The sequence below is a fragment of the Xanthomonas sp. CFBP 8151 genome (assembly GCF_011761885.1).
Classification (GTDB): Bacteria; Pseudomonadota; Gammaproteobacteria; order Xanthomonadales; family Xanthomonadaceae; genus Xanthomonas; species Xanthomonas arboricola_B.
Genome location: NZ_JAASQZ010000003.1, coordinates 398229 through 421373 on the forward strand (window position 1 = coordinate 398229; position 23145 = coordinate 421373).

The following is a 23145-nucleotide window of genomic DNA, read 5'->3' on the forward strand; positions in this document are numbered from 1 at the left end:
GTAGCTTTCCGGCTCGCCCGCCACCTCACTTACGGAACCCGAATGGCAGAAACCGCCAAGGAAATCATCCAGGTCAATCTGGAAGACGAGATGCGCAAGAGCTATCTCGATTACGCGATGAGCGTGATCGTGGGCCGCGCACTCCCCGATGCCCGTGATGGCCTCAAACCCGTGCACCGTCGCGTCCTGTACGCCATGCACGAGCTGGGCGCACACAGCAACAAGGCCTACTTCAAGTCGGCGCGTATCGTCGGCGACGTCATCGGTAAGTACCACCCGCACGGCGACCAGTCGGTGTACGACACGCTGGTGCGCATGGCGCAGCCGTTCTCGCTGCGCTACATGATGGTGGACGGCCAGGGTAACTTCGGTTCGGTCGATGGCGACTCCGCCGCAGCGATGCGTTACACCGAGTCGCGCATGTCGCGGCTGGCGCATGAGCTGATGGCCGACATCGACAAGGAAACCGTCGATTTCCAGCCCAATTACGACGAGAAGGAACAGGAGCCGACGGTCATGCCGACCCGGTTCCCGAGCCTGCTGGTCAATGGCTCGGCCGGTATCGCGGTGGGCATGGCCACCAATATCCCGCCACACAATCTGACCGAGGCCATCAACGCCTGCATCGCCTTGATCGACACGCCGGAGCTGGATGTCGAAGGCCTGATGGAATTCATCCCCGGCCCGGATTTCCCCACCGCCGGCATCATCAACGGCACCGCCGGCATCGCTGCCGGTTACCGCACCGGCCGTGGCCGCGTGCGCATGCGCGCCAAGGCCGATGTGGAAGTGGCCGACAACGGCCGTGAAGCGATCATCGTCACCGAGATTCCGTACCAGGTGAACAAGGCGCGGCTGATCGAGAAGATCGCCGAGCTGGTCAAGGAAAAGAAGCTCGAAGGCATCAGCGAGCTGCGCGACGAGTCCGACAAGGACGGCATGCGCATCTACATCGAGGTCAAGCGCGGCGAGTCGGCCGAGGTTGTGCTCAACAACCTGTATCAACAGACCCAGATGGAGTCGGTGTTCGGCATCAACATGGTGGCGCTGATCGACGGCCGCCCGCAGTTGATGAACCTCAAGCAGATGCTGCAGGCGTTCATCCGCCACCGCCGCGAAGTGGTGACCCGCCGCACCATCTTTGAGCTGCGCAAGGCGCGTGCACGTGCGCACGTGCTGGAAGGCCTGACCGTCGCGTTGGCCAACATCGACGAGATGATCGAGCTGATCAAGACCTCGGCCAACCCGCAGGAAGCGCGCGAGCGCATGCTGGCCAAGACCTGGGAACCGGGTCTGGTCGGAGCACTGCTGGGCGCCGCCGGTGCCGAAGCCTCCAAGCCGGAAGATCTGGCCCCGGGCGTGGGCCTGGCCAACGGCTTCTATCAGCTCAGTGAAGTGCAGGCCTCGCAGATCCTGGAAATGCGCCTGCATCGCCTGACCGGGTTGGAGCAGGAAAAGCTGACCGACGAGTACAAGCAGTTGCTCGAGGTCATCCAGGGCCTGATCCGCATCCTGGAAAACCCCGACGTGCTGCTGCAGGTGATCCGCGACGAGCTGATCAATATCCGCGAAGAGTACGGCGACGAACGCCGCACCGAGATCCGTCACAGCGAAGAAGATCTGGACATCCTGGACCTGATTTCGCCGGAAGACGTGGTGGTGACGCTCTCGCATGCCGGCTATGCCAAGCGCCAGCCGGTGAGCGCGTATCGTGCGCAGCGCCGGGGTGGCCGTGGCCGGTCTGCGGCGGCGACCAAGGAAGAGGATTTCATCGATCAGCTGTGGCTGGTCAACACGCACGACACGCTGTTGACCTTCACCAGCAGCGGCAAGGTGTTCTGGCTGCCGGTGTACCAGTTGCCGGAAGCCGGCTCCAATGCGCGTGGCCGTCCGATCATCAACTGGATTCCGCTGGACCCCGGCGAGCGTGTGCAGGCGGTGCTGCCGGTGCGCGAGTACGCCGACAACCGCTATGTGTTCTTCGCCACGCGCAACGGCACGGTCAAGAAGACCCCGCTAAGCGAATTCGCGTTCCGCCTGGCACGCGGCAAGATCGCAATCAACCTCGATGAGGGCGATGCGCTGGTGGGTGTTGCCTTGACCGATGGCGATCGCGACGTGTTGTTGTTCGCCTCCAACGGCAAGACCGTGCGTTTCGGCGAATCCACCGTGCGTTCGATGGGCCGTACCGCCACCGGCGTGCGCGGCATCCGTCTGACCAAGGGCGAAGAGGTGGTCAGCCTGATCGTGGCCGAGCGTGCCGGCGGCATCGAGGGCGATGTCGAGGACGACGGTGTCGAGGACGTGGTGGAGAGCACGGATGGTGTCGAGGCGGAGGTGATCGACGTTGCCGAGAGCGACGACATGGCCTACATCCTCACCGCCACCGAAAACGGCTACGGCAAGCGCACCCCGCTGACCGAGTACCCGCGCAAGGGCCGCGGTACGCAGGGCGTGATCGGCATCCAGACCACCGAGCGCAACGGCAAGCTGGTGCGTGCGGTGCTGCTGGGCGCCACCGACGAAGTGCTGCTGATTTCCGATGGCGGTACGCTGGTGCGTACCCGCGGTTCGGAGATCTCGCGCGTGGGTCGCAATACCCAGGGCGTGACCTTGATCCGCCTGTCCAAGGGCGAAAAGTTGCAGGCGGTCGAACGCCTGGACGCCTCGCTGGATGAGGCCGAGGACGTGCTGGACGATGCAGCGGCTGCACCGGCAGCAAGCACCGGCGAGCTGCCACCGACCGACGCGTGATCGCATCTGGCGAGCAACGCAGTTGACGAAAAACGCCGGCGCACAGCCGGCGTTTTTTGTTGCACGCGGTGACATCTGCAACGCAGTGTTTGTCGACGGCGGTCGCAAAGAACGCGGTGTTTTCACCGCAGCGGGTCGAAGGTTGTGGGCGGTGCGGCGGCGCTGCGTCGCCGCAGATCGAAGAGGAACAACTGATGACGACATTGCATCGTCCTTCCCGTCGCGGCCATTGGGCGCTGGCGACGTTGGGAGGCGTGATTGGAGTGCTGGGCGCCGTGCTGCTGGCAGGCGGCGTGTGGCTGGCCGCGCTGGGCGGCTCCTGGTATTACGCGCCTGCGGGCGCGGCCTTGCTGATCTCCGGCGTATTGCTGTTTCGCGGTCGCAATGCGGGCGCGTGGTGGTTTGCTGCAGTGGTGGCGGCGACGTTGCTGTGGACGTGGTGGGAATCGGGCAGCGACTACTGGCGTTGGGTGCCGCGGCTGGGCTTGATCGTCGGCCTGGCGTTTGTGCTGGCGCTGCTGCTGCCGAAACTGGAGCGCCCGGTGTCGCGTGCGGTATCGCGCAGCGTGGCCGGCGCCTTGGCAGCGGTGTTCGTGTTGGCCTTCGCGCTGGCCTTCGTACCGTTTGGGGTGACCGAGGCCGATGGCGCGCTGGCACATGCCGCCGGCATGGCCGCGAGCCTGGTCAAGCGCAGCGCGTCTGCAGCGCCGGCCGCCTCCGACGGGCAGCCGGGCAATGCGCCTGCCGACGACGACTGGGCCGCGTATGGACGCAGCCAGGCCGGGCAGCGCTATTCGCCGTTGCAGCAGATCAATCGCGACAACGTTGCGCAATTGGAGCAGGCCTGGGTCTTCCACACCGGCGACCTGCCGAGCAAGCGCTGGGGTGCGGAGACCACGCCGCTGAAGGTAGGCGACAGCCTGTATCTGTGCACTGCACGCAATCAGGTGATCGCGCTGGATGCCGCAAGTGGCAAGGAGCGTTGGCGCTACGATCCCAAGGTCAAGGACGAGGCGATTCCGTATACGGCCGCCTGCCGTGGTGTGTCGTACTACCAGGTGCCGGCGGCAGCCAACGACGCCGCCGCAGCGGTGGCAGCGGATGCGGCGCCGCTGTGCCGCACGCGCATCATCGAAGGCACGCTGGATGGCCGCCTGATCGCGCTGGATGCGCGTAGCGGCAAGCCGTGCACGGATTTCGGCAACGATGGCCAGGTCGACATCACCGTCGGCATGGGGCAGACACCGCCGGGCTATGTGTCGATCAATTCGCCGCCCGCCATCGTGCGTGGGGTAGTGGTCACCGGCCATCAGGTGCTGGACGGGCAGAAGCGTTACGAGCCGTCCGGTGTGATCGAAGGCTTCGATGCGGTGACCGGCCAATTGCGCTGGGCCTGGGACATGACCCATCCGGACTGGAACGGCGCGCCGCCGCCGGGCCAGACCTGGACGCGTGGCACGCCGAACATGTGGACCACCGCCGCGGCCGACGAACAGCTGGGCTATGTGTATCTGCCGATGGGCAACTCCACCGCCGATTACTGGAGCAGCTCGCGCACGCCGCAGGAGAATCGCTATGCGACCTCGCTGGTGGCGCTGGATGTCACCACCGGCAAGCCGGTGTGGAATTTCCAGACCACGCATATCGATGCCTGGGATTACGACCTGGGCTCGCAGCCGAGCCTGATCGACTTCCCCAAGGACGGCGTCAACGTGCCGGCGGTGTTGTTGCCGAGCAAGCAGGGCGAGTTGTACGTGCTGGATCGGCGTACCGGCAAGCCGCTGGTGGGCGTGGAAGAACGCGCGGTGCCAGGCGGTGGCGTGGAGCCGCAGATGCGTGCCAAGACCCAGCCATTTTCGCTGTACCACACGCTGCGCAAGCCGGATCTGACCGAGCGCGACATGTGGGGGATGACGCCGATCGATCAGCTGGTGTGCCGCATCCAGTTCCGCAAGGCCAGCTACAAGGGCATCTACACGCCGCCGGAAGCCGACCGCCATTCGATCGAGTATCCCGGCTACAACGGCGGTTCAGACTGGGGCAGCGTGTCGGTGGATCCGCGTCGCGGCGTGATCGTGGCCAACTACAACGACATGCCCAACTACAACCTGCTGGTGCCGCGCGCCAAGGCCGACAAACTGGGCTGGGCGCCGCGCGATGAAGTGCGCGGCGATGCCGGTGGCGCAGAAGGCGCGGGCGATCCGCAGGCCGGTACGCCGTATGCGATCAACGTCAACGCCGGCTGGCGCCTGCCGTTCACCAAGCTGCTGTGCAAGCAGCCGCCGTATGGCGGCATCCGTGCGATCGATCTGGCCAGCGGCAAGACGCTATGGGACCGCCCGTTCGGCAGCGCACGCGGCAATGGTCCGTTCGGCATCCGCTCGGGTCTGCCGATCGAGATCGGCACGCCCAACAACGGCGGTTCGGTGGTGACGGCCGGCGGATTGATCTTCATTGCCGCAGCCACCGACGACCTGATCCGCGCCATCGATCTGGCCACCGGCAAGGAACTGTGGCACGCCAAGCTGCCGGCCGGCGGCCAGGCCAACCCGATGGTCTACGCCTACGGCGGCCGCGAGTACCTGGTGATCATGGCCGGCGGCCACCACTTCATGGAAACGCCCGCTGGCGATGCTGTGGTGGCCTACGCGCTGCCGCAGCAGGCACCGTGATGAACGCAGCGATCAAACCAGCAAGCTGAGGGTTGTCGGCCATCCCCGAGGCCTGAAACGAAAAAGCGCACCGCAAGCGGTGCGCTTTTTTCATGGGCAATCGCATCACAGCAGTCGCTTCATCGGGAAGCGGTCAAACAGCATGCATCTACCTGTTGACCCAACAGAACCCCGCACCCACGCTCTTACGATTCCCGATTCCCGATTCCCGATTCCCGATTCCCGACTCACCCAACGTTAGCCGCAGCCGCATCCTCCATCACCGCATCCCGCACATCCTGCGCCAACGTGGCCTTGACGATGATCGAGCGGATGGCATCGGTGGCATCCGACAGCGGCACATCGCTGCTCAGGCGCTGGAAGGTATCGCGGCTGTTGTAGCCGGACCCGTCCTTCAGATAGTGGTCGTACATCGACAGCAGGTCCTGGCAGGCGGTGATCAGCGCCGCGACGTTGCCGCGCAACAAGGCATAGCCGATCTGGTCGAAGCTGTGCAGGCAATCGGCCAGCCAGTGCAGGTCGTAACGGGCAGTGGCCGGTTCCGGCGCAGTGTGGCCGCGGCTGTAGGCGCTGTAGCGGCGAAGGCTGCGTGCCACCCGTGCGACGTGCGCAAACAATGTGCCGATCTCGTTGGCGATATCCAGCCGCTGCACCATCACCATCGGAATCACCTGGCTGTCGGCAGCCGGCGCCTGTTCGGCGGCCGTCTGTTCCTGCTGCTCCAGCGATTGCTTGAGGACGGTGTAGCTGCGTTGCAGCGATTCCAGCTCCAGCACGCTGGCGGCCGCACGCGCCTTCGCCTGCGAGAGCGCGGCCTGGTAGCGGGCAAGGCTGTCCTGGGTGCTGGCGAGCTGGCCTGATTCGGCGCGCAGCTGCCGGCCACGCACGAACGCCAGCACGGTGGCAATCAGCGCCCAGAGCGCGAATGCAGGCACCAGGTAGATCAAGATGCCCATGGAGATTCCTCGAAACGTTGCATACCTTGTCGGCTTGCACGCGGCGGACTTGAGGGCAATCGTCGGGAATGTGACCGGCAACGATGTCCTCGCTTGCAACCTAAAGCCGGAAGCTCTCGCGCCCCTGACCAAAGGCACGTGGCGGGCGTTATCCCAGCATGCTCGAATCAGCGCACTCGCCAGCCCGGAGCCTTGCATGCGCAGATGGATCGATCGCTGGCCGCCAACACTGCGGCGCGTCCGCTCAGCCGGACTGATCTGCGTCGTGATGTGCGCCACCGCGCATGCCGTTGCAGCCATGCCGTCATCGGCATCCGTGCAGGTGGGTTACAGCGAGGCCACGGATCTGTTCAACCTGCTGGATAACCTGTCGGACTGGTTGCCGGGCTATACGGCGCCCGTCTATCGCAGCTATTTCGAAACCCATGGCGGGCTGGACCCGGCCGATCGTGCAGCCCTTGTGGCCTACGCAGCTTTCCGTCGGCGCACCTCGGGGCTGGCAAAGGACGACGATCTGGAGGTGCTCGACCGTGTGTTTGCGCCAGATGCCACTCGTGAGGTGGATCCTTTCTCCCGGCATTTCCTCGGGGATGCGGGATTCGAGGCCTCAGCGGACGCCGCCATTGCCGAGCAGTCGGCAGACGATCAGGGGATGTTGCACGCGTACTTTGCCCGCTTCGTTCCGCGCGCCAGGCGCCTGGTCGCCGTTGCACCGCGCTTCGAGCAACAGGCGCGCGAGCTGGGCGAAGAACTGTCCAACCCCGCCGTCTCGCGGTTGGCAGCGCAGATGCGGGCGTTCTTTGCGGTGCCGGAGCCTGCGGTGTTCCAGGCAAGATTCGTCTGGTGGCCGGAGCCGGACACCACCCAGGCCAAGGTGCGTGGACGCACCATGCTGCTGTATTCGCAGCATGATGCGCGTGCCGGCACGGCCTCGATGGACTGGGCGCCGATCGTGTTGCATGAATTGAGTCACTACCTGTCTGCGGGGCAGCCCTTGGCGCGCAAACGCATGCTCGCTGCCAACTTCGTGCGGCTGTGTCCGGGTGCGGCCACCTTGCGTAACCCGCTCAACGCGCTGGAAGAGCCGTTGGCGATCTACTGGGGACAGTATCGATTCGAGCAGGCAGTGCGCGGGCGTTCGCTGCCGCCGTCGTCGCAGTGGTATATCCAGGCGGACGCCGATCGCGCGGCGAAGGCGATCGCAGCGGCCTATCCAGCAAGCGGTGCGGCACCGGTGCTCGATGACAACGCATTGCTGGCCGCTGCTGCATCGGCCTGCAAGTAGACCTGATGGAGCTGGAAGCCGCCGGCAAAACGCAGCGGATCGTCGTCGCCTGCTGCGGATGGTGCGCTCACAACCGGTGATCTCCGCGTGCTGCGTGCCGACCGCGTGCGGCGTGCACGCGGTCGGCGAAACAACCGGGGCCGAAAATCCTCAGCCGAGAATGCCGGGCAAATCCAGGCCTTTTTCCTTCGCACAGTCGGTGGCGATGGCGTAGCCGGCATCGGCGTGGCGCATCACGCCGGTGGCCGGGTCGTTCCAGAGCACGCGCTCCAGGCGTCGGTCGGCCGCCTCGCTGCCATCGCAGACGAGGACCATGCCGGCGTGCTGCGAGAAGCCCATGCCGACGCCGCCGCCGTGATGCAGCGATACCCAGGTGGCGCCCGAGGCGGTGTTGAGCAGGGCGTTGAGCAGCGGCCAGTCGGAGACCGCATCCGAGCCGTCGGCCATGGCTTCGGTTTCGCGGTTGGGCGAGGCGACGCTGCCCGAATCCAGATGATCGCGGCCGATCACCACCGGCGCCTTCAATTCACCGCTGCGCACCATCGCATTGAAGGCCAGGCCGAGCCGATGGCGGTCGCCCAGACCGACCCAGCAGATCCGCGCAGGCAGGCCCTGGAAGGCGATCTTTTCGGCAGCCATGTCCAGCCAGCGATGCAGATGCGCATCGTCGGGAATGAGCTCCTTGACCTTGGCATCGGTCTTGGCGATGTCGTCCGGGTCGCCACTGAGCGCGACCCAGCGGAACGGGCCGATACCGCGACAGAACAGCGGCCGGATGTAGGCGGGCACGAAGCCGGGGAAGTCGAACGCGTTGTCGACGCCTGCTTCCAGTGCCATCTGGCGCAGGTTGTTGCCGTAATCCACGGTGGGCACGCCGAGTGCGTGGAAGGTGAGCATGGCGCGGATGTGGTTGGCCATCGAGTCGCGCGCGGCCGCTTCCACCTCCGTCGGTACGGACACGCGCCTGGCGTCCCATTCCTCCACCGTCCAGCCCTGCGGCAGGTAGCCGTTGATCGGGTCGTGCGCGGAGGTCTGGTCGGTCAGCAGGTCCGGCTTGACCCCGCGTAGCAGCAGTTCGTCTAGCACGTCGGCGACATTGCCGAGCAGGCCGACCGACAGCGGTTTCTTTGCCGTGCACGATTGCTCGATCAGGCGCAGCGCTTCGTCCAGGTCGTCGGTCCAGGTGTCCAGGTAGCCGGTGCGCAGGCGCATGTCGATGCTGGAACGGCGGCATTCCACCGCCAGGCACGAGGCACCGGCCATCACCGCGGCCAGCGGCTGCGCGCCGCCCATGCCGCCCAGGCCACCGGTGAACAGCCACTTGCCGGCCAGGCTGCCGCCGTAATGCTGGCGGCCCATCTCCACGAAGGTTTCATAGGTGCCTTGCACGATGCCCTGCGCGCCGATGTAGATCCAGCTGCCGGCGGTCATCTGGCCGTACATCGCCAGACCCTTGCGATCGAGTTCGTTGAAATGCTCCCAACTGGCCCAGCGCGGCACCAGGTTGGAGTTGGCGATCAGCACGCGCGGCGCATCGGCATGCGTGCGGAACACCCCGACCGGCTTGCCGGATTGCACCAGCAGGGTCTGGTCGTCGTCCAGGCGGGTGAGCGCGGCGACGATCGCATCGAAGGACTCCCAGTCGCGCGCGGCGCGGCCGATGCCGCCGTAGACCACCAGTTCCTGCGGGCGCTCGGCCACGTCCGGGTCCAGATTGTTCATCAGCATGCGCAGCGGCGCTTCGGTGAGCCAGCTTTTTGCGGTGAGCATGGTGCCGGTGGCGGCGCGGATGACGCGGGTTGCATCGTGACGGGTCATGCCGGTTTCCTTGCAATCAACGGTGCGCCGCAGGCGGCGTGGTGGCGGAGGAGTGCGCGGTAGCGTTCGCAAACTGCAGGCAGGTCAGCAGGACGTGGCGCAGCACCGCGCGCAGTGCGACCGCATGTGCGGGCAGCCAGGGCGTGGGCCAGGTCTGCGGGGTGATGGTGTCCGGCTCGCGCATATAGCCGCGGCAGGCCAGCTCCATCTGCAGCGTATGCACGCCATGCCCGGGCTGCGCGTAATGGCGGGTGATCCAGCCGCCCTTGAAGCGCCCGTTGCGCACGGTGCTCGAGCCGCTGCTGCGGCACAGCTGCTCCACGGCGTCGGCCAGTGCGGGATCGCAACTGCGCTCGTCGTTGCTGCCGATGTTGAACTGCGGCAGCTCGCCATCGAACAGGTGCGGAATATGCGAGCGGATCGAATGCGCGTCGTAGACCACGATGCTGGCGTGCTGCGTGCGCAGGCGCGCGATCTCGGCAGCGAGCGCAGCGTGATAGGGGTCGAACCACTGCGTGCGGCGCCAGGCGATCTGCGCTTGGTCGGGTTCGGCGCCGTCGGCATACAGCGGCTGATTGTCGAAGGTGGTCAGCGGACACAGGCCGGTGGTGTTCTGGCCGGGATACAGCGACGCCCCGCTGGGGTCGCGGTTGACGTCGATCACCGAGCGCGAGATGGCGGTGCGCACGGTGGTAGCGCCCAGCGATTGCGCGAAGTCGTACAGCTGATGCACCCACCAATCGGCATCGCGGCGTGCCAGCCAGGGCGAGACGAACTGGTCGACCATCTCCTCGGGCAGCTCGGTGCCTGTATGCGGGAAGCTGAGGATCAGCGGCGCATCGCCGCGGTGGATCTCGAGCCAGGGCAGGGCGCTCATCGCGGTGCGCCTTGTGCTGGTGCGATCGTCAAGACGCGACGATGTCGCGCCTGCATCCGCTCGGCGCGCGGCGCGCAAGCGCGCACCACGGCCTGACGCGCAAGCAATGCGCGCGCGCATATCGCCCGCAGTGCATGGTCGTCGCGCAGATGCGCGCTCGGCAGTGACGCAAAACCTTGCACGTGCGAACCCCACTTTGCCGAGATCATTCCAGCAGCTGCGATGTGTGGCGTCATGCGTGCTGCTCCACGCCCGGCAAGGCAATGGCGACCGCCTGCGCGAGCGCGCCCGAGCGCACCAACGCACTGGCCGCCAGCATGTCGGGATGGAAATAGCGGTCGTCCTGCAGCGTCGGCACCTGCGCGCGCAGCAGGGCGCGTGCGGCTTCCAGCGCGGCGCTGGAGCGCAGCGGCGCATGGAAGTCGCAGCCTTGCACGGCCGCCAGCAGCTCGATGCCGATCACGTGCGCGGCGTTCTCCGCCATCGCCAGCAAACGCCGCGCGCCGTGCGCGGCCATCGACACATGATCTTCCTGATTGGCGGAGGTGGGGATCGAATCGACACTGGCCGGATACGCGCGTTGCTTGTTTTCCGACACCAGCGCCGCAGCGGTGACCTGCGGAATCATGAAACCGGAATTCAGGCCCGGGCGCGGGGTGAGGAATGCCGGCAGGCCCGACAAGGCCGGGTCGACCAGCATCGCAGTGCGGCGTTCGCTGATCGAGCCGATTTCGCAGACCGCCATCGCCAGCATGTCGGCCGCGAAGGCCACCGGCTCGGCGTGGAAGTTGCCGCCGGACAAGGCCTCGCCGGTATCGCTGAACACCAGCGGATTATCCGAGACGCCATTGGCTTCGATCTCCAGGGTGCGTGCGGCCTGACGCATGATGTCCAGCGCCGCGCCGATCACCTGCGGCTGGCAGCGCAGGCAGTACGGATCCTGCACGCGCACATCGCCGAGCCGATGCGATTCGCGGATGCTCGAATCGGCCATCAGCGCGCGCAGTGCCGCAGCGGTGGCGATCTGCCCTGGTTGGCCGCGCAAGGCATGGATGCGCGCATCGAACGGCGTGTCCGAGCCCTTGGCCGCTTCCACCGACAGCGCGCCGGTGACCAGCGCGGCCTGCAGCACGGTTTCGATCTCGAACAGGCCGGCCAATGCGCAGGCGGTGGAGAACTGGGTGCCGTTGAGCAGCGCCAGGCCTTCCTTGGCGCCCAGCACGCGCGGCTGCAGCTGCGCCTGCGCCAGCGCGTCGGCCGCAGGCAGGCGTCGCCCACCGACGAAGGCTTCGCCGACGCCGATCATCACCGCGGCCAGGTGCGACAGCGGTGCCAGATCGCCGGAGGCACCGACCGAGCCCTGGCACGGCACCACCGGCGTGATGCCCAGGCGCAGCATCGCGTCCAGCAATGCCAGCGTCTGCGGCTGCACGCCGGAGGCGCCCTGGGCCAGGCTGGTGAGCTTGAGCGCCATCATCAGCCGCACCACTGGCACCGGCGTGGGCTCGCCGACGCCGGCGGCGTGCGAGAGCACGATATTGCGCTGCAGGGTCTGCAGGTCTTCGCGCTCGATGCGCACGCTGGCCAGCTTGCCGAAGCCGGTATTGACGCCATACACCGGCTCGCCGCGCGCCACGATGGCCTCCACCGTCTGCGCGCTGCGCAGCACCGCGGCCGCGCAGGCGTCGTCCAGCACGACGTCGGCGCCGCGATACAGCGCACGCCACTGCGCCAGCGTGACCTGGCCGGGCTGCAAGACAATAGATGCACTCATGACAACTCCGGATTCAGCAGGAATGCCCGCGCCAGACGCGGGCATGAAGAGGGTTGAAGCCCATGCGGTAGACCAGGTCGGCCGGCGCATCGATGTCCCAGATCGCCAGGTCGCAGTGCAGGCCGGCGCGCAGCCGGCCGAGTCGCTCGCCGCGCCCGAGTGCGCGTGCGGCTTCGCGGGTGAAACCGGCGATGCATTCGTCCACGGTCATGCGGAACAGCGTGGCGGCCATGTTCATCGCCAGCAGCGGGCTGGTCAGCGGCGAGGTGCCCGGATTGCAGTCGGTGGCCAGGGCCAGCGGCACGCCGGCGGCGCGCAACGCCGCGATCGGCGGCAGCTGGGTGTCGCGGGTGAAATAGAACGCGCCCGGCAACAGCACCGCGACGGTGCCGGCGCCGGCCATTGCGGCAATCCCGGCGTCATCCAGGTATTCGATGTGATCGGCCGACAACGCGCCATGGCGTGCAGCCAGTTGTGCGCCATGCTGGTTGCTCAGTTGCTCGGCATGGATCTTGATGTCCAGGCCGTGTGCCTGCGCGGCGCGGAAGACCTGTTCGGCCTGCGCGGGCGAGAACGCCAGATGCTCGCAGAACACGTCCACCGCCTCGGCAAGGCCTTGCGCGGCAATCGCCGGAATCATCTGCGTGCAGACCGCGTCGATGTAGGTTTGCGCATCCCCGCCCGGCGGCACCGCATGCGCGCCGAGGAAGGTTGGCACCACTTCGACCTTGCGCAGCGCAGCGAGCCGACGTGCCACGCGCAGCTGCTTGGTTTCGTCCTCCAGCGTCAGCCCGTAGCCGGATTTGATTTCCAGCGTGGTCACGCCTTCGGCGAGCATGGCGTCCAGGCGCGGCAGGCTGGCGGCCAGCAGCGCTGCGTCGTCGGCAGCGCGGGTGGCGCGCACCGTGGCCACGATGCCGCCGCCGGCTGCGGCAATCTCGGCATAACTGGCACCGCGCAGGCGTTGCTCGAATTCGTTGGCGCGATTGCCTGCGTACACCAGATGGGTATGGCAATCGATCAGGCCGGGGCTGATCCAGCGGCGCCGGCAATCGTGCGCGGTGCCCGGCTTCAGCGCCGGGGCCTGCGCGGCCGGGCCGGCATAGGTGATGCGGCCGTCCTGGCAGGCCACAACGCCATCGTCCACGATGCCCAGGCCACCATCGACCGCGTCCAGGGTCATCAGCTGTGCGTTGTGCCAGAGGACGTCGCAATGCATGGCGCAGGCTCATGGTGTCTGATATGTATATACAATAGAACCGGCAATCGAGGGTGTCCAGTGGCAGACCAACAGGTGCAGGCGTTGTGGGCAGCGCGGGCTCTCTTGCCCGATGGCTGGGCTGGCGATGTGCGGATCACGCTGGCGCAGGGGCGTATCGCGTCGGTACAGACTGCCACCACGCCCGCTGCCGACGACAGCCGGGTCGAGCTGCTGCTGCCTGGGCTGGGCAACCTGCACAGCCACGCGTTCCAGCGCGGCATGGCCGGCCTGAGCGAAGTGGGCGGGCGCAGCGGCGACAGTTTCTGGAGCTGGCGCGAGTTGATGTACCGCTTCGTCGACCGGCTCGATCCGGACAGCCTGCAGGCAATCGCCGAACAGGCCTATGTGGAGATGCTCGAAGGCGGCTTCACCCGCGTCGGCGAATTCCATTACCTGCACCACAGTCCCGGCGGCACGGCGTATGCGCAGGCCGGCGAAATGTCCGGACGCATCGCCGCTGCCGCCGCCAACACCGGCATCGGGCTGACGCTGTTGCCGGTGTTCTATGCGCATTCGGATTTCGGTGGCGTCGCGCCCAGTGCAGCGCAGCGACGTCTGATTCACGACATCGACGGTTTTGCGCGGTTGCTGGACGACTGCACGCGCAGCCTCGAGGTATTGCCGGATGCCGTGCTCGGACTGGCGCCGCATAGCCTGCGCGCAGTCACGCCGGAGCAGCTGGCTGCGTTGGTGCCGCTCACCGATGGCCCGATCCACATCCATATCGCCGAGCAGCAGCGCGAGGTCGAGGCCTGCCTGGCCTGGTCGGGCCAGCGCCCGGTGCAGTGGCTGCACGCCAACGCGCCGGTGGATGCGCGCTGGTGCCTGGTGCATGCCACGCATGTGGACGCGCGCGAGCTGCAGGCCATCGTCGACAGCGGCGCGGTGGTCGGGCTGTGCCCGATCACCGAGGCGAATCTGGGCGACGGCCTGTTCCCGATGCAGGCATTTGCCGCCGCGGGCGGGCGCTTTGGCGTGGGCTCGGATTCGAATGTGTTGATCGACGCGGCCGAAGAACTGCGCTTGCTCGAATACGGCCAGCGTCTGCGACTGCAGGCGCGCAATGTGCTGGCGCGGGCGGGCGCCTCCAGCGGACGTTGGTTGTTCGAGCAGGCCGGCGAGGGCGCGGCGCAGGCGTTGGGCGTTTCCCACTGCGGCATCCGTGTGGGTGCATCGGCCGACCTGCTCGAACTGGACCCGACCCATGCGGCGCTGCTGGCGCGCAGCGACGATGCGCTGCTGGATAGTTGGCTGTTCGCCGCGCGCGGCGGTGCGGTGCGCACCGTCTGGCGCGCCGGGCAAGCGGTGGTGCGCGATGGACGCCATGTGGATCGCGCGCGGATTGCCGCCCGTTTTGCCGGTGTCCTGCGATCGCTGCTGAGCAGTTGAACGGATGCGCGCACAATGCGGGTCTGACCGGAGACCTGTTTTGACCGCCACCCCCACCGCCGCGCCCGGCACCCTGCATCAACGCATCCGGCAGGATCTGGAGCGCCGCATCCACAGTGGCGATTGGCCGCCCGGTCATCGTGTGCCGCCCGAGCATGAACTGATGACGCAATACGGCTGCTCGCGCATGACCGTGAACAAGGTGCTCGGCCTGCTCGCCGATGCCGGCATGATCGAACGCCGGCGTCGCACCGGCTCGTTCGTGGCGCGGCCGCATCCGCATCTGGAGCAGGTCGCGTTGTCGATTCCCGACATCGAAGTCGAAATGACCGCGCGCGGTCACCTCTACCGGTTCTCGCTGTTGTCGCGCCGACTGCGCAACCTGCGCCTGCGCGTGCCGCAGGAGCGTGCCCTGGGCAGCAGCGGCAAGGTGCTGGCGCTGGAAAGCGTGCACCTGGCAGACGGCCGTCCGTTTGCGCTGGAGCAGCGGGTGATCGACACCACCACCGTGCCCGAGGCATTGCTGCAGGCGTTCACCGACGTGGCGCCGGGCAGTTGGTTGTTGCGCAACGTGCCATGGACCCGCGCCGAGCACCGCATCAGCGCCGTCAATGCGGATGCCGCACAAGCGGCACGCCTGCAGGTGGACGATGGCGCGGCATGTCTGGTCATCGATCGCCACACCTGGCGCGGAGATCAGCCGGTCACTTACGTGCGTCAACTGTTCCTGGGCGGATCCTACGACCTGGTGGCGCGCTTCGCGCCGGGAGTGCGCTGATCCCAGGCGGGACGGGCAGCGTATGGCTCGATGCGCGGATCAGATCGTCGTGCACTGCCGCCAGCGTACCGGTTCGTCCACGCCGGGGCGCGGATTGAGCTGCACACGCACGGTGCGCAGGTATGGGTAGCGCTGCAGTTCGCGGCAGATCAACGGCCACGCCGCCGCATCGTCAACCGAGCGATCGACCGCCAGCGTCGCCTGGGTGATCCAGATACCGCGCACCAGACCGGGTGTCTGTGCCAGTGTCTTGGACACCTCGCGCTGATAGCCCTGCATGGTCGCCGCATCCGGTTCGGCGCCGGCTGTCAGTGGTGTCGGTGCAGGCAACGCGGCTGATGGCGGCGCTGCCTGCGGCGAGCCTGTGCCCTGCGGTGAAGGTGGCGCAGCGACCGCTGCGGCAACGCGTGGAGCAGCCACCCCCGCTGCTTGCTGCGTGGGCGCAGGCGGCTCTGTCGGTTGCAAGGCTAGCCCCGCAGCCAGCGCCAGGGTCGCCAGTGCTGCACCGGCAATGAGGCTGTGAAGGATCGCGCGACGGCGCGCCATGCCGACCACGCCGGTTTCCACATCGCCCGGCAGATACGGTTTGAGCAAGGGCCACAGGCGCACGCCATCCAGCACTTCGATGGACTGTTTTTCGGCGGCTGCCAACCCTTCGCGTTGCATGCGCCCCTCGGTCACCATCACGCCGCCACCTGCGCCGGCCAGTCGCGCCATCGCGCCCAATTCGTTCACCGCTGCCACGCCGATGCGGTAGCCACGCCCGTGCTTGCAGGCCACCAGGCGCGTGCCTTGCTCGGTCTGCATCATGAAGTCAGCCGTCGGCAGGCCGTCCTGGGGCGCCTGGGTGGGTTGCCAGCCGCGCTGATCCTGCAGCACGCGCAGCACCACGGCGGAAAAGTCGCGCCAGTGCATTGCCGCCAGCGCACGCACGCCTTCACTGGTTTCGTCGGCGCGGCGGCGCACCAGCCACACATAGGCGCACACCCCCAGCCAGAGCAGCAGGAAAGCCACAAGCGCCACAATCCAGGAAGGCATGAGCATCAAGCGAAGGTATGGCACGTGTGACGGAGCGGTACGCCTAGAAGAATCTTTCGCGGCAGGTCCGTCAATGGATCGCGGGCGGCGATGGCACGAGCTGTGATCCAGATAGCGAAAGACCCGCCAGTCCGAAGCCGTGAGGGGAGGGGAGCAAACGGACTTCGTGTTACAGGACTGGCGGGTCCTTCCCGATTGTCTAAAAAATCATGCTGCTTTGCAACATTGTCGAGCTGGCTTATTCATCATCGAACGCAGTGCCGGTCGGACCGGAGCTGCCGCTGGCGGGGCCTGCACCAGTGGTGTCGCTGCTGGCGGCCTGCGCCGCCTGATTGGCGGTGCGGTTGGCGCGCTTGGTCGCGGCGGTGTTGGCGCGCACCTGGGCCTTGAGCGATTCCACCTCGCGACGCAGGTTTTCCAGTTCGTCCTGCTCGGGAATGTTGAGCGTGCGCAGCACGCCCTTGACGCGTTCGTCGAAGGCCTTGCCCAGCTTGTCCCAGCCGCGTACGGCGGTGTCACGCGCCTGCTCGAACTGGGTTTCCACCTCTTCGCGCAGCTCATCGACGCTTTCGGCCGCCTTGCGCTGGCCGCTGCGCTCGTACGCCGCGCCTTCGCGCACCAGCGAATCGAACAACTTGCCACCCTCGCTCTGCACCCGTCCCAGTGCACCGAGCCCGGCCAGCCACACCGTCTGCGCCGATTCGCCGAGCCGGCGCGAAATCTGTTCCGCCTGCGCCTGGAAGCCGTGCGCTGCGTCGTCGCGCTTGCCGTTCTGATCGTATCCGGTCGTCATGGAATGCTCCTGTGGGTTGCCAAAGTGACGTTGCCTTCACCCTAGTCCCGGCACTGCATCGGGCAGGTGAAGCACCCTCAGAGCATCCGCCTGCGATGGGCTGCGCGGGTGACTTGTCGCTGAAGCACCGGCGCGGCCAGGCATGGTCGGGCGACCCGGACCAACGGCACCCCGGACCAACGGCACCCCGGACCAACGGCACCGCATGCTCAGGCGAGTTTTTCGGCCAGTAGGCGGCGGATCTCCGATTCCACCATCGGTTGCATCGCCGACAACAGGAAGCCGAGCTCGGCGGTGACATGGACCTGCTGCGGCAGCAGGGCGATCGCCCCATCCACGCCGGCCCGCGCGATGCGCAAGGTATCGCCTTCCCAATGCGAGGCGACGCCGTAGCGATCGGTCAACTTGCGTGCCGCCGCGTCGATCGCTGCGCGGGCCTGGGCCGGCGACAAGGCATGGTCGTGGCGGATATCGATGCTGGACATGGGTTCCATGGGAAAGACGAAAGGAGCGCGCATTGTGCGCATGCGCGGGCCCGGCTCCAAGTGCGGCGCACGCGGGGCGGGCAGCGACGACGCCTCGGTATGGGCACACGTCGGCTGGACGCCGGTCGTTGTTGGCCGCTGCGCGTGGCAAACCTGCTAGTCTGCGGCGGGTGCGCGATCTGCAAGTTCATTTCACCCACCGGCAGCAGCCGGATCATTCCCTCAAACCCGGCGTCCACCGGATCGTCCGCCATGCCTCCGGCAGCGTGCGGGTGGTTGCCGATGCGCAGGGCGCGCTGCTGTTGGCGCAGTTTTGCCTGGATCAGCGCGGGCTGTGGCTGCAGGTGGCCAACGGGATCCGCGGCATCCACGTCAACGGACGTCCGGTACGGCGCATGGCGCTGCTGCGCCCCGGCGACGCCATCTATGCCGACGGCGTGGAGATGCTCCTGCGCAGTGCGCCGTCGAGCGCGCCGGCCAACGATGCTGCAGACGACGATGCCGGCCTGAGCGAGGTGTGCCTGCTGTTGCGCGGGCTGGGCGGACGCCATCATGGGCGTAGCTTCACGCTGGACCGCTCGCGCCTGGTCGGCAGCGACCCGGCGGCAGACATCGTCATCGACGACCCGGCCTTTGCCGCCCAGCATGCACGTCTGGAACGCCACGGCGACCGCGTGCTGATCCGCGATCTGGGCTCGGAAGAAGGCAGCTGGATCAACGGCGTGCAGGTGCGCGACGGCTGGCTGCAGGCCGGCGACCAGGTCGTGTTCGATGCCCGCCACCGCTTTGTCGTGGAAGTGCCGCGCATCCATCACGGCACCACCTGGGACATCCCCGAGCCGGAGCCGTTGCCGCCATCACGCGCGCCTGGCGAACCGGCGCGTGCGCCGGTCAAGGTCGCGCGCTGGCCATGGCTGCTGCTCAGCGCAGTGTTGCTGGCGGCAGCGTTGAGCGCCTTGCTGTGGTTCGGCGCGCGCTGAGTTTCTTCCAGATCCGCCAGCCCAGCAGCAGCGCCAGAATGCCGGCATACAGCGCCGGTTCGCGGATGTCGGATTTCACCAGCCACCAGAAATGCAGTACCGCCAGCAGCCCGATCGGGTAGATCAGCATGTGCAGGCGGCTCCAGTTGCGCTTGAGCCGCCGCATCCAGCCCTGGGTCGAGGTGATCGCCAGCGGCACCAGCAGCAGCCATGCCGCAAAGCCCACCGTGATGTAGGGACGCTTGAGGATCTCCTCGAAGATCTGCGTCCAGAAGCCGCGCAGATCCAGGCTCAGGTAGGCCGCCAGATGCACGCTGGCGTAGAAGAACGCGTACAGCCCCAGCATGCGCCGGAAGCGGATCAACGTCGCCTGGCCGGTGAGCTGGCGCAATGGCGTGATCGCCAGGGTGATCAACAGCAAGCGCAGCGCCCACAACCCGGTGCGGTGCTCGATCTCGGCCACCGGATCGGCGCCCAGCGCGTCGCTGCCGGTTTGCCATACCTGCCAGAACTGCCAGCCGAGCAGGGCGATCGGCGTCAGCGCGGCGACATGCACCAGGGTCTTGGCGGCGATCAGGGATGCGGAGGTCTTGGCCATGCGATCTCGAAGTAAGGAAGCGATGCCGCGCGGGCATGAAACGTAGGAGCGCACCTGGGCGCGACTGGCATGGCCAGCAAAGCCAGTCGCGCCCAGGTGCGCTCCTACGACAGGTGGATGTCAGATTGTGTGTTGCCTAGAACCACTTCTTCAGGTCCATCCCCGCATATAGCGAGGCGACCTGGTCCGCGTAGCCGTTGAACGGCGTGGTCGCGACGCGTTCGGCGAACAGTTTGCTGGCTGTGCCGGCGATACGGCGCTCGGTCTTCTGGCTCCAGCGTGGATGATCCACCGCCGGATTGACGTTGGAAAAGAAGCCGTATTCGGAGGGCTGCAGATCGTGCCACGCGGTCTCGGGCATCTTCTCGACAAAGCGGATCTCCACGATCGACTTGATGCTCTTGAAGCCGTACTTCCACGGCACCACCAGCCGCAGCGGCGCGCCGTTCTGCTGCGGCAGCGGCTTGCCGTACAGGCCGGTGGCCAGCAGGGTCAGTGGATGCATGGCTTCGTCGATGCGCAGGCCTTCCCGATACGGCCAATTGATCGAACGGTAGCGCACGCCCGGCATCTGCTGGGGATCGGCCAGCGTGGTGAACGCCACATACTTGGCCTTGGAGGTCGGCGCGAAGCGCTTGAGCACCTCGCCCAGTGGCACGCCCGTCCAGGGGATCACCATCGACCAGCCTTCCACGCAGCGCAGCCGGTAGATGCGTTCTTGCGCGCTGATGCCCTTGAGCAACTCGTCCAGCGACAGGCTGCCGGGCCTTTCGCACTCGCCGCTGACCTTCACCGACCACGGCGACAGCTTCAGGGTCTTGGCGGCCTTGGACGGGTCGGTCTTGTCGGTGCCGAACTCGTAGAAGTTGTTGTAGCTGGTGACGTCTTCCAGCCGGGTCAGTTCCTCGGCGGTACGGAAGCCGCTGCGCGCCTGCGCCGGGGTCACCACGGTCTTGGGCGGGGGCGGCGGATCGGCCTCGGCGCAGCCGGCCATGCCCAGCGCCGGGGTCAGCGCAAACAGCTGCAGCAGCCGGCGTCGGTCGCGGTAGACGGCCTCATCGGTGATCTCGCTGGACGGCGTCTTCAAGACATCGCGAAGGGACATGGCTCGCTCCTGACAGTGGCTGCTGATGAGAATAGCGGACCACGGTGATGGCGCTGCCGATGATCCAACCAGACCATACGTCGACGCCGATGAGAAGGATGCACATGCAACTTTTCTGCAACGCTGCCAAGGCCGGTGCGCTGCGGCATACTAGAAGGCTAGCTCGACAAGGTGTGCCATGACACGCGCGTTCAATTTCAGTGCCGGCCCTGCGACATTGCCGGAATCGGTCCTGCGGCAGGCGCAGACAGAGATGGTCGAGTGGAACGGCGTCGGCGCCTCGATCGTGGAAATCAGCCACCGCAGCGGCGATTTCATGGCCGTGGCGGCCGCGGCCGAAGCCGACCTGCGCACCCTGTTGTCGATTCCCGACGACTACGCGGTGCTGTTCACCGCCGGTGGCGCCACCACCATCCAGGCGCTGCTGCCGCTGAATTTCGCCGCACCCGGCCAGGCTGCCGACTACGTGATCACCGGCCACTGGGGCAAGACCGCGATCAAGCAGGCGGCCACCTATGTGGATGCGCGCATCGCCGCAGACGGGCAGGCGGGCGGCTTCACCGACATTCCGCCGGTGTCTGGTTGGACCTTGTCCCCGCACTCGGCCTATGTGCACATCACCGCCAACGAGACCATCCACGGCGTCGAGTTCCGCGACACGCCGGCCGTGGGCACGTTGCCGCTGTTTGCCGATTTCAGTTCGTCGATCGCCTCCGAACCGCTGGATGTATCGCGCTACGGGCTGATCTACGCCGGCGCGCAGAAGAATCTGGGCCCGGTGGGTATCTCCGTGCTGATCGTGCGGCGCGACCTGCTCGAACGCGCCGGCCAGCCGCGTGCGGACATTTTCAACTATGCCTCGCATGCCGCCCGCGATTCGATGCTCAACACGCCGCCGACCTGGAACTGGTATCTGCTCGGACTCACCGTGAAGTGGATGCTGGAGCAGGGCGGGGTGCAGGAGTTCGCCCGCCGCAACGCCGAAAAGGCCGCGCTGATCTATGGCGCGATCGATGGCTCCGGCGGTTTCTACCGCAATCTGGTCAAGCCGGCGGTGCGCTCGCGCATGAACATCCCGTTCTTCCTTGCCGACGAGCAGCTGGATGCGTTGTTCGTCAGCGAATCCAGGGCGGCCGGTCTGCTGGCGCTGAAGGGGCACAAGGCGGTCGGCGGCATTCGCGCTTCGCTCTACAACGCGATGCCGGTGGCGGGCGCGCAGGCGCTGGCGCGTTTCATGCACGACTTCCAGCAGCGTCACGGCTGAATCTTCATTCGACCGCGGCGCATGCCGCGCAGGCGCATGCGCCGTAATTTCAAGGAATGCCGAGCAATGGCTCCCAAGTCCAGCAAGCCCAGTGCCGCCAACGGCGGCAAGACCAAACCGGCAGGCAAGTCCGCGGCCAACTCCGCTGACAAAGGCGCGACCAAGCCTGCCACGGCTGCGCCGGTGCTGGCCGATGTGCGCGCCAAGATCGACGAGATCGACCGCACCATCCAGGCGTTGATCGCCGAACGTGCCAACTTCGCCCATCAGGTCGGCAAGGCCAAGGGCAAGCTCGCTGCGGCGGTGGATTACTACCGGCCCGAGCGCGAGGCGCAGGTGCTGCGCATGGTGGTGGACCGCAACGAAGGCCCGCTCAGCGATGAAGTGCTGGTGCACGTGTATCGCGAAATCATGTCCGCATGCCTGGCCCAGCAGGAGCCGCTGAAGATCGGCTATCTCGGCCCGGAAGGTACCTTCAGCCAGCAGGCGGTGCTAAAGCATTTCGGCCGTTCGGCAGTCGGCCTGCCGATGGCCACCATCGAGGAAGTGTTCCAGGAAGTGGAAGCCGGCAATGCCGATTTCGGCGTGGTGCCAGTGGAGAATTCCGGACAAGGCACCATCCAGGTCACCCTGGACATGTTCCTGACCTCCAACCTGAAAATCTGCGGTGAAGTCGAGCTGCGCGTGCACCAGTACCTGCTCTCGCGCAACGGCCGGCTGGAAGACATCGAGCGCATCTATGCGCATTCGCAGTCGTTTGCGCAGACCGCCGGTTGGCTGCGTTCGCACTTGCCAAAAGTGGAGAAGATCGCCGTCTCCAGCAATGCCGAAGGCGCACGCCGCGCGCGCAATGCCGAAGATGCCGCGGCGATCGGTGGCGAGAGTGCCGCGCATGTGTATGGCCTGAAGAAAGTCATCATGAAGTCGATCGAAGACGACGACGACAACACCACGCGTTTTCTGGTGATCGGCCGGCAGATCTTCCCTACCTCCGGGCATGACCGCACCTCGGTACTGGTGTTCATCCACGACAAGCCGGGTGCGTTGTTCGACGTGCTCAGCCCGTTCGCGCGGCATGGCATCAGCATGAACCGCATCGAGTCGCGTCCCTCGCATCAGGCCAAGTGGGAATACGGCTTCTTCATCGACCTGGCCGGTCACGTGGAAGACGAGGCGATGAAGCAGGCGCTGGCCGAACTGGAAGCGCACTCGGCGCAGATCAAGGTGCTGGGCTCCTACCCGGTCGCCATCCCCTGAGCGCAGGGCGTCCCGCCAGCGCGGTCCCAACTGGCGCGCCGTCGCCGGCCGAGGTGACGGC

19 protein-coding genes are annotated in these 23145 nt (G+C 66.6%); 8 read left to right on the plus strand and 11 right to left on the minus strand.

Annotated elements, in window-relative coordinates; all coding sequences use genetic code 11:
• Positions 1-42 precede the first annotated feature (42 nt).
• Together gyrA and FHT08_RS15940 are read left to right on the plus strand one after the other, a co-directional pair.
• Positions 43-2754 (plus strand): DNA gyrase subunit A, encoded by a 2712-nt coding sequence (gene gyrA, locus FHT08_RS15935; protein ID WP_166775695.1) that lies wholly within the window; start codon positions 43-45, stop codon positions 2752-2754.
• A gap of 194 nt (positions 2755-2948) precedes the next feature.
• Positions 2949-5426 (plus strand): membrane-bound PQQ-dependent dehydrogenase, glucose/quinate/shikimate family, encoded by a 2478-nt coding sequence (locus FHT08_RS15940; RefSeq protein WP_166775698.1) that lies wholly within the window; start codon positions 2949-2951, stop codon positions 5424-5426.
• 227 nt (positions 5427-5653) lie between these two features.
• Here FHT08_RS15940 and FHT08_RS15945 read toward each other — a convergent pair whose 3' ends face one another.
• Positions 5654-6382, minus strand: a complete 729-nt coding sequence (locus FHT08_RS15945; protein ID WP_104605518.1) for a hypothetical protein — start codon at positions 6380-6382, stop codon at positions 5654-5656.
• Here FHT08_RS15945 and FHT08_RS15950 point away from each other — a divergent pair.
• Complete coding sequence (locus FHT08_RS15950; protein WP_243849057.1) at positions 6375-7667, plus strand: hypothetical protein; 1293 nt, start codon at positions 6375-6377, stop codon at positions 7665-7667. The two genes, FHT08_RS15945 and FHT08_RS15950, sit on opposite strands and share 8 nt — an antisense overlap.
• Positions 7668-7817: 150 nt before the next feature.
• Here the strand turns inward: FHT08_RS15950 and hutU are convergent, their stop codons facing one another.
• Genes hutU through hutI form a run of 5 tightly spaced genes read right to left on the minus strand, consistent with a single transcriptional unit; the run spans position 7818 to position 13355 of the window.
• Positions 7818-9485 carry a urocanate hydratase gene (hutU, locus tag FHT08_RS15955; RefSeq protein ID WP_166775699.1) on the minus strand — a complete coding sequence of 556 codons (1668 nt, stop codon included), beginning with the start codon at positions 9483-9485 and terminating at the stop codon, positions 7818-7820.
• A 16-nt stretch (positions 9486-9501) separates the two neighbouring features.
• On the minus strand, positions 9502-10362 hold the full coding sequence (gene hutG / locus FHT08_RS15960) for an N-formylglutamate deformylase (protein WP_166775701.1): 861 nt from the start codon (positions 10360-10362) through the stop codon (positions 9502-9504).
• Positions 10359-10598 (minus strand): hypothetical protein, encoded by a 240-nt coding sequence (locus FHT08_RS15965; RefSeq protein WP_166775703.1) that lies wholly within the window; start codon positions 10596-10598, stop codon positions 10359-10361. Before FHT08_RS15965 ends, hutG begins: the two co-directional genes overlap by 4 nt.
• The gene (gene hutH / locus FHT08_RS15970; RefSeq protein ID WP_166775705.1) at positions 10595-12136 is read right to left on the minus strand and encodes a histidine ammonia-lyase; all 1542 of its coding nucleotides are present in this window, start codon (positions 12134-12136) and stop codon (positions 10595-10597) included. Before hutH ends, FHT08_RS15965 begins: the two co-directional genes overlap by 4 nt.
• 13 nt (positions 12137-12149) lie before the next feature.
• Positions 12150-13355 carry an imidazolonepropionase gene (hutI, locus tag FHT08_RS15975; RefSeq protein ID WP_166775707.1) on the minus strand — a complete coding sequence of 402 codons (1206 nt, stop codon included), beginning with the start codon at positions 13353-13355 and terminating at the stop codon, positions 12150-12152.
• 60 nt (positions 13356-13415) lie between these two features.
• On the opposite strand from hutI, the gene FHT08_RS15980 reads away from it, so the two are divergent.
• Positions 13416-14786, plus strand: coding sequence for a formimidoylglutamate deiminase (locus FHT08_RS15980; protein WP_166775709.1), 1371 nt, complete (start codon positions 13416-13418; stop codon positions 14784-14786).
• A gap of 4 nt (positions 14787-14790) precedes the next feature.
• Positions 14791-15564: a histidine utilization repressor gene (hutC, locus tag FHT08_RS15985; RefSeq protein WP_166775711.1), complete on the plus strand. Its 774-nt coding sequence runs from the start codon at positions 14791-14793 to the stop codon at positions 15562-15564.
• A gap of 39 nt (positions 15565-15603) precedes the next feature.
• On the opposite strand, the gene FHT08_RS15990 is transcribed toward hutC, so the two are convergent.
• The 3 genes from FHT08_RS15990 to FHT08_RS16000 form a co-directional block, all read right to left on the minus strand.
• Positions 15604-16608, minus strand: coding sequence for a restriction endonuclease (locus FHT08_RS15990; protein ID WP_208409074.1), 1005 nt, complete (start codon positions 16606-16608; stop codon positions 15604-15606).
• Positions 16609-16840: 232 nt separating this feature from the next.
• Positions 16841-17395, minus strand: a complete 555-nt coding sequence (locus FHT08_RS15995; RefSeq protein ID WP_104537964.1) for a phasin family protein — start codon at positions 17393-17395, stop codon at positions 16841-16843.
• Between the two features lie 209 nt (positions 17396-17604).
• Complete coding sequence (locus FHT08_RS16000) at positions 17605-17880, minus strand: polyhydroxyalkanoic acid system family protein (RefSeq protein ID WP_102596972.1); 276 nt, start codon at positions 17878-17880, stop codon at positions 17605-17607.
• A 170-nt stretch (positions 17881-18050) separates the two neighbouring features.
• On the opposite strand from FHT08_RS16000, the gene FHT08_RS16005 reads away from it, so the two are divergent.
• The gene (locus FHT08_RS16005) at positions 18051-18860 is read left to right on the plus strand and encodes an FHA domain-containing protein (protein ID WP_104537963.1); all 810 of its coding nucleotides are present in this window, start codon (positions 18051-18053) and stop codon (positions 18858-18860) included.
• Here FHT08_RS16005 and msrQ read toward each other — a convergent pair.
• Both msrQ and msrP read right to left on the minus strand, forming a co-directional pair.
• Complete coding sequence (gene msrQ, locus FHT08_RS16010) at positions 18802-19458, minus strand: protein-methionine-sulfoxide reductase heme-binding subunit MsrQ (protein ID WP_104537962.1); 657 nt, start codon at positions 19456-19458, stop codon at positions 18802-18804. The two genes, FHT08_RS16005 and msrQ, sit on opposite strands and share 59 nt — an antisense overlap.
• A gap of 136 nt (positions 19459-19594) precedes the next feature.
• Positions 19595-20563: a protein-methionine-sulfoxide reductase catalytic subunit MsrP gene (gene msrP / locus FHT08_RS16015; protein ID WP_104537961.1), complete on the minus strand. Its 969-nt coding sequence runs from the start codon at positions 20561-20563 to the stop codon at positions 19595-19597.
• Between the two features lie 178 nt (positions 20564-20741).
• On the opposite strand from msrP, the gene serC reads away from it, so the two are divergent.
• Positions 20742-21827, plus strand: a complete 1086-nt coding sequence (gene serC / locus FHT08_RS16020) for a phosphoserine transaminase (protein ID WP_104537960.1) — start codon at positions 20742-20744, stop codon at positions 21825-21827.
• A 66-nt stretch (positions 21828-21893) separates the two neighbouring features.
• Positions 21894-23084, plus strand: a complete 1191-nt coding sequence (gene pheA, locus FHT08_RS16025; RefSeq protein ID WP_047125565.1) for a prephenate dehydratase — start codon at positions 21894-21896, stop codon at positions 23082-23084.
• Positions 23085-23145 lie beyond the last annotated feature (61 nt).

Coding starts and splice junctions, on each gene's coding strand:
- FHT08_RS15940 (WP_166775698.1), top strand. CDS start 2,949: ATGACGACATTGCATCGTCCTTCCCGTCGCGGCCATTGGGCGCTGGCG.
- hutU (WP_166775699.1), bottom strand. CDS start 9,485: ATGACCCGTCACGATGCAACCCGCGTCATCCGCGCCGCCACCGGCACC.
- hutC (WP_166775711.1), top strand. CDS start 14,791: ATGCGCGCACAATGCGGGTCTGACCGGAGACCTGTTTTGACCGCCACC.
- FHT08_RS15965 (WP_166775703.1), bottom strand. CDS start 10,598: ATGACGCCACACATCGCAGCTGCTGGAATGATCTCGGCAAAGTGGGGT.
- FHT08_RS15990 (WP_208409074.1), bottom strand. CDS start 16,608: ATGCTCATGCCTTCCTGGATTGTGGCGCTTGTGGCTTTCCTGCTGCTC.
- pheA (WP_047125565.1), top strand. CDS start 21,894: ATGGCTCCCAAGTCCAGCAAGCCCAGTGCCGCCAACGGCGGCAAGACC.
- hutI (WP_166775707.1), bottom strand. CDS start 13,355: ATGCATTGCGACGTCCTCTGGCACAACGCACAGCTGATGACCCTGGAC.
- hutH (WP_166775705.1), bottom strand. CDS start 12,136: ATGAGTGCATCTATTGTCTTGCAGCCCGGCCAGGTCACGCTGGCGCAG.
- msrP (WP_104537961.1), bottom strand. CDS start 20,563: ATGTCCCTTCGCGATGTCTTGAAGACGCCGTCCAGCGAGATCACCGAT.
- FHT08_RS15945 (WP_104605518.1), bottom strand. CDS start 6,382: ATGGGCATCTTGATCTACCTGGTGCCTGCATTCGCGCTCTGGGCGCTG.
- FHT08_RS15995 (WP_104537964.1), bottom strand. CDS start 17,395: ATGACGACCGGATACGATCAGAACGGCAAGCGCGACGACGCAGCGCAC.
- msrQ (WP_104537962.1), bottom strand. CDS start 19,458: ATGGCCAAGACCTCCGCATCCCTGATCGCCGCCAAGACCCTGGTGCAT.
- serC (WP_104537960.1), top strand. CDS start 20,742: ATGACACGCGCGTTCAATTTCAGTGCCGGCCCTGCGACATTGCCGGAA.
- FHT08_RS15950 (WP_243849057.1), top strand. CDS start 6,375: ATGCCCATGGAGATTCCTCGAAACGTTGCATACCTTGTCGGCTTGCAC.
- hutG (WP_166775701.1), bottom strand. CDS start 10,362: ATGAGCGCCCTGCCCTGGCTCGAGATCCACCGCGGCGATGCGCCGCTG.
- gyrA (WP_166775695.1), top strand. CDS start 43: ATGGCAGAAACCGCCAAGGAAATCATCCAGGTCAATCTGGAAGACGAG.
- FHT08_RS16000 (WP_102596972.1), bottom strand. CDS start 17,880: ATGTCCAGCATCGATATCCGCCACGACCATGCCTTGTCGCCGGCCCAG.